At 76.5% G+C, this 5,880-nt stretch carries 4 protein-coding genes; 1 reads left to right on the top strand and 3 read right to left on the bottom strand.

Annotated elements, in window-relative coordinates; translation table 11 throughout:
* Positions 1–304: 304 nt before the first annotated feature.
* Positions 305–1,612 (top strand): serine/threonine-protein kinase, encoded by a 1,308-nt coding sequence (locus C6N75_RS23735; RefSeq protein ID WP_105870936.1) that lies wholly within the window; start codon positions 305–307, stop codon positions 1,610–1,612.
* An 18-nt stretch (positions 1,613–1,630) separates the two neighbouring features.
* Here C6N75_RS23735 and C6N75_RS23730 read toward each other — a convergent pair whose 3' ends face one another.
* The 3 genes from C6N75_RS23730 to cobT all read right to left on the bottom strand — a co-directional run.
* The gene (locus C6N75_RS23730) at positions 1,631–2,449 is read right to left on the bottom strand and encodes a TrmH family RNA methyltransferase (protein ID WP_105870935.1); all 819 of its coding nucleotides are present in this window, start codon (positions 2,447–2,449) and stop codon (positions 1,631–1,633) included.
* Positions 2,442–3,722 (bottom strand): uroporphyrinogen-III C-methyltransferase, encoded by a 1,281-nt coding sequence (cobA, locus tag C6N75_RS23725; protein ID WP_105870934.1) that lies wholly within the window; start codon positions 3,720–3,722, stop codon positions 2,442–2,444. Before cobA ends, C6N75_RS23730 begins: the two co-directional genes overlap by 8 nt.
* Positions 3,723–4,053: 331 nt before the next feature.
* Positions 4,054–5,880 (bottom strand): nicotinate-nucleotide--dimethylbenzimidazole phosphoribosyltransferase (gene cobT, locus C6N75_RS23720; RefSeq protein ID WP_258177574.1); only part of this gene is annotated, 1,827 nt, incomplete at its 5' end.

Below are 5,880 nucleotides of genomic sequence, written 5' to 3'. Positions count from 1 at the left end.
ACGCCTTCGTCGGCTGCGTCAAGATGTGTATAAGAGACAGTCCCTGGAGGGCGGCGCGGCAGAGGCGGGGGCGGGCCCCAACCTGCCGTACGACGCGCTCTGTTGACCTGGCGGAAAGTCAGCCGCTCGGCGCGGGGCCGCTGCTGAGGCGGGCTCACGAGCGGTCGCCGGCGCGGCAATCGGTCCGGGTGGGAGGGCGCGGCCTATGAGCGCTCCAGGACATGGATACGTAAGCTGTGCCCCGTCAAACGGATGGGCGCGACTGCGCGGGTGGGGCTCCTCCCACCGAAGGTAGGGGACGGACATGGCGATGATGCGGCTCCGGCGCGAGGACCCGCGTGTCGTCGGCTCGTTCAGGCTGCACCGGCGGCTGGGCGCCGGCGGGATGGGCGTCGTGTACCTGGGCTCCGACCGGCGGGGGCAGCGGGTCGCGCTGAAGGTGATCCGGCCCGATCTGGCCGAGGACCAGGAGTTCCGCTCCCGCTTCGCCCGCGAGGTCTCGGCCGCGCGGCGGATCCGCGGCGGGTGCACGGCGCGGCTGGTCGCCGCCGACCTGGAGGCGGACCGGCCGTGGTTCGCCACCCAGTACGTCCCCGGACCCTCGCTGCACGACAAGGTCGCCGAGGAGGGCCCGCTGGTCGCTGCGGACGTGGCGGCGATCGGGGCGGCGCTGTCCGAGGGGCTGGTCGCCGTGCACGAGGCCGGCGTGGTCCACCGGGACCTCAAGCCGTCCAACATCCTGCTGTCGCCCAAGGGCCCGCGGATCATCGACTTCGGCATCGCCTGGGCCACCGGCGCCTCCACCCTCACCCACGTCGGCACCGCCGTGGGCTCCCCCGGCTTCCTCGCGCCCGAGCAGGTGCGCGGCGCGGCCGTCACCCCGGCGACCGACGTGTTCGCGCTGGGCGCCACGCTCGCGTACGCGGCGATGGCCGACTCGCCCTTCGGCCACGGCAGTTCCGAGGTCATGCTCTACCGGGTGGTGCATGAGGAGCCGCAGTTGGCCGGCGTACCGGACGCGCTGTCGCCGCTGGTGCGGGCCTGCCTGGCCAAGACGCCGGAGGACCGGCCCTCGACCCTGCAATTGTCGATGCGGCTGAAGGAGATCGCCGCGCGGGAGGCGCAGGGGCTGTCCGCGGGCCGGCCCGCCGCCCCCCGGCCGCGGCGCGCGGTGGACGAGCGGCCCACCGGCCGGCTCACCGAGCGCTACCCGGAGCAGGGCCCCGAGCGGGACGGTCGGGACGACGCCCAGGGCCGGGGGCAGGGGACGCCCGCTCCGCGCGGGCCGCAGGGCGGGGCCCGGCCGGCTCCGGCGCGCGGCCCGGCCAGGACCGGGGGCGGCGGCCGCGGTGAGGGGCCCCGCGCGGGCGCCCCGCCGCGTACCGGGCAGGGATCGCGGACCGGTTCCGGGTCGCGGACCGGCTCCGGGCCGGCCGGCGGGCCCGGTTCGCGGACCGGCTCGGGCGTGCGTACGGGGTCGGGCAGCCGCACCGGGACCGGCGGGCTGCGCCCCGCGAACCCCCGGCTGCTCCGTCAGCGGATCTTCGTCTTCGTGGTCGTCACGCTGATCGTGCTGCTGGGGATCGCGGCGGCGCAGGCCCTTCAGGGCTGACGCCCCCGGGGCGGGCCGTCAGTGCGCGGGGCGGCCGGCGGTCACCGCGTAGAAGGCGACGGCCGCGGCCGCGCCGACGTTCAGCGAGTCCACGTCGTGCGCCATGGGGATGCGCACCGGGGTGTCGGCCGCGGCCAGCGCCCGGCGGCTGAGCCCCTCGCCCTCCGCGCCCAGCATCAGCGCCGCCCGCTCCAGGCGGTGCGGCGCGGCCTCGTCGATGTCCACCGCGGTCTCCGCCGGGGTGAGCGCCAGCAGCCGGAAGCCCGCCTCCCGGACCGACTCCAGACCGGCCGGCCACGGGTCGAGCCGGGCGTAGGGCACGGAGAACACCGCGCCCATGGACACCTTCACCGACCGGCGGTACAGCGGGTCGGCGCAGTCCGGGGAGAGCAGCACCGCGTCCATGCCGAGCGCGGCGGCGCTGCGGAAGATCGCACCGATGTTGGTGTGGTCGTTGACGCCCTCCAGCACGGCCACCCGGCGGGCGGCGGCGAGCAGGCCGGCGGCCCGCGGCAGCGGCTCGCGGCGCATCGAGGCGAGCGCCCCGCGGTGCACGTGGTAGCCGGTGACCCGCTCGGCCAGCCGCGGCTCCATCACGTAGACGGGGCAGTCGGCGGCGGCGATGACGTCGGCCATGGCCTCGGTCCACTTGGCGGACAGCAGCATGGAGCGCATGCCGTAGCCGGCGGCCACCGCGCGGCGGATCACCTTCTCGCCCTCGGCGATGAACAGCCCCTCGGCCGGCTCGCGGCGGCGGCGCAGCTCGACGTCGGTGAGGCCGGTGTAGTCGTGCAGCCGGGGGTCGGCCGGGTCGTCCAGGACCAGGGGCTCAGCCACGGGGGACCTCGGGGCTCTCGGGATGGGCGGGGGTCTTCTCGGGGCCTTCGGCGACCACCTCGCCGACGACGATGACGGCCGGCGGCCGCACGCCCTCGGCTAGCACCCGCTCGCCGACGGTCGCCAGGGTGGCGTCCACCCGGCGCTGGGCGGCGGTGGTGCCCTCCTGGACCAGCGCGACCGGGGTCTGCGGGGCCTTGCCGTGGGCGATCAGCCGCTCGGCGATCGCGCCTATCTTGTCGACGCCCATCAGGATGACGAGGGTGCCGGTGAGCCGGGCCAGCGCGGCCCAGTCGACCAGGGAGCGCGGGTCGTCGGGGGCGACATGGCCGCTGACCACGGTGAACTCGTGCGCCACCCCGCGGTGGGTGACCGGGATGCCGGCCGCGCCGGGCACGCTGATGGAGCTGGAGATGCCCGGCACCACGGTGCAGGCGATGCCCTCGGCGGCCAGCGCCTGGGCCTCCTCCATGCCCCGGCCGAAGACGAACGGGTCGCCGCCCTTGAGCCGCACCACGGACCGTCCCGCCTTGGCGTGCTCGATCAGGGCGTCGTTGATGGCCTCCTGGGCCATGAAGCGGCCGTAGGGGATCTTCGCCGCGTCGATCACCTCGACGTGCGGCGGGAGCTCGTCCAGCAGGTCGCGCGGGCCGAGCCGGTCGGCGATGACCACGTCGGCCTCGGCGAGCAGCCGCCGGCCGCGGACGGTGATCAGGTCCGGGTCGCCGGGGCCGCCGCCGACCAGGGCGACGAAGGGGGTGCGGGCGCGGTGGTGCGGCGCGGCGATGGACCCTTCGCGCAGGCCCTCGACGATGGCGTCCCGGACGGCCGCGGAGCGGCGCGGGTCCTGGCCGGTGAGCACGGCGACGGTGACGCCCTCGCTGCGGCCGGTGGCCGGGGTCCAGGCGGTGGCGGCCGCGGCGTCGTCGGAGCGCACGCACCACACGCGCTCCCGCTCGGCCTCGGCGGACGCGGTCGCGCAGGCGGCCGGGTCGCTGGCGGTGATCAGCGCGTACCACGCGCCGGCCAGGTCGCCCTCCTGGTAGCGGCGGCGCTCCCAGCGCAGCTCGCCGGCCTCTGCCATGGCCTCGACGGACGGCGTGGCGGACGGCGACACCAGGGTGATGTCCGCGCCGGCGGCGACCAGGGCCGGCAGCCGGCGCTGGGCCACCTGGCCGCCGCCGATGACGACGACGCGACGCCCGGACAGGCGCAGCCCGACGGGGTAGGCGGGGTGGTCGGCGGACGAGGGTGTCTCGGCGGGCTCGGCCATGCTGGGTGCGGCTCCTCGGCGGTCACGCGCGCTGCGGGACGGCGCGGTGGGCGGTGCGGGCCGCTGCGGCGATGGAGCGGCTGGTGGGAGGGGTGTTCGAGTCGTTCTGGTCCACGATACGGCGTGCCGGGGGGCGGCCCGCCGGGGGCCGGGCGGCAGAAACCCGTCGCTGGCCCGATCCCGTACGGAGTGCCCGTACGGGATCGGGCCCGGATGGCGCACCGGCGCGCGGCCGCTTCCCGGTGGCCGGTGCTCGCCAGTTCCTCGGCGACCGGTGGCCGGTGGCCGGTAGCCGGTGGCCGGTAGCCGGTGGCCGGTAGCCGGTAGCCGGCTACTTCTCGGTGACCCCGGCGGAGTCAAAGGTGGCCACCTCGTGCATGGCACGGGCGGCGCTCTGGATGACCGGGAGCGCGAGCAGCGCGCCGGTGCCCTCACCGAGGCGGAGGTCGAGGTCCACCAGGGGGCGCAGGCCCAGCTTGGTGAGCGCGGCCACATGGCCGGGCTCGGCGCTGCGGTGGCCGGCGACGCACGCGGCCAGCGCCTCCGGGGCGATGGCGCGGGCCACCAGCGCGGCCGCACCGGCGCTGACGCCGTCGAGGACCACCGGGGTGCGCAGGGACGCGCCGCCCAGGATGAAGCCGACGAGCGCGGCGTGCTCCAGGCCGCCGACGGCGGCGAGGACGCCGAGCGGGTCGGCCGGGTCGGGGCGGTGCAGGTCCAGGGCGCGGCGGACCACGTCGACCTTGCGGGCGTGCATCTCGTCGTTGATGCCGGTGCCGCGGCCGGTGACCTCGGCCGGTTCGGCGCCGGTGTAGACGGCGATCAGGGCGGCCGAGGAGGTGGTGTTGGCGATGCCCATCTCGCCGGTGAGCAGCGCCCGGTTGCCGGCGGCGACCAGGTCGCGGGCGGTCTCGATGCCGACCTCGACGGCGGCCAGCACCTCCTCGCGGGTCAGGGCGGGGCCGGTGGTGAAGTCGGAGGTGCCGGGGCGGATCTTGCGGGGCAGCAGCCCGGTGGTGGCCGGCAGGTCGGCGGCGACGCCGACGTCGACCACGCAGACCTCCGCGCCGACCTGCTTGGCGAAGGCGTTGCACACCGCGCCGCCGCCGAGGAAGTTGGCCACCATCTGGGCGGTGACCTCCTGCGGCCAGGCGGTGACGCCCTGGGCGTGCACCCCGTGGTCGCCGGCGAAGATCGCGACGGCGGCCGGCTCGGGGATGGGCGGCGGGCACATCCGGGACAGCCCGGAGAGCTGCGCGGAGATGATCTCCAGCATGCCGAGCGCGCCGGCCGGCTTGGTCATCCGCTTCTGGCGCTCCCACGCCTCGCCGAGCGCCTTGGCGTCCAGCGGGCGGATGCCGGCCACGGTCTCCTGGAGCAGGTCGTGCGGCTCGGCCCCGGGCAGCACCCGCCGGCCGTAGGTCTCCTCGTGGACGACCCAGGACAGCGGGCGGCGCTTGGACCAGCCCGCCTGCACCAGCTCGGGCTCCTCGGGGAACTCGTCGACGTACCCGACGCAGAGGTAGGCGACGACCTCCAGGTGGTCGGGCAGGCCGAGGGCGCGGACCATCTCGCGCTCGTCGAAGAAGCTGACCCAGCCGACGCCGAGGCCCTCGGCGCGGGCGGCGAGCCAGAGGTTCTCCACGGCGAGGGCGGAGGAGTACGGGGCCATCTGCGGCTGGGTGTGCCGGCCGAGGGTGTGGCGGCCGCCGCGGGTGGGGTCGGCGGTGACGACGATGTTGACCGGGGTGTCGAGGATGGCCTCGATCTTCAGTTCCTTGAACTGCTTGGCGCGGCCCTTGGGGAGGGAGGCGGCGTACGCCTCGCGCTGGCGCTGGGCCAGTTCGTGCATCGCCCGCCGGGTCTCGGCGGAGCGGATGACGACGAAGTCCCAGGGCTGGGAGTGGCCGACGCTGGGCGCGGTGTGCGCGGCCTCCAGGACCCGGATCAGCACCTCGTGCGGGATGGGGTCGGAGCGGAAGCCGTTGCGGATGTCGCGGCGCTCGCGCATCACGCGCAGCACCGCCTCGCGCTCCGCGTCGCTGAAGCCGGCGGGGGCGGGGGCGGGGGCTGCGGCTGTGGTGGCGGAGACCTCGGCCGGCGCGGGTACGTCGGCCGGCTCGGGCTCGGCGGCCAGAGGCTCGGCGGCCGGCGCGGG

The organism is Streptomyces solincola (assembly GCF_002982015.1).
Taxonomy (GTDB): domain Bacteria; phylum Actinomycetota; class Actinomycetes; order Streptomycetales; family Streptomycetaceae; genus Streptomyces; species Streptomyces solincola.
Note: the sequence above shows the minus strand (reverse complement) of the source record. Positions and strands in the feature narration are given on the sequence as shown.

Bases quoted from the DNA above. Each gene is read 5' to 3' on its own strand.
- cobA (WP_105870934.1), bottom strand. From the start codon at position 3,722: ATGGCCGAGCCCGCCGAGACACCCTCGTCCGCCGACCACCCCGCCTAC.
- C6N75_RS23735 (WP_105870936.1), top strand. From the start codon at position 305: ATGGCGATGATGCGGCTCCGGCGCGAGGACCCGCGTGTCGTCGGCTCG.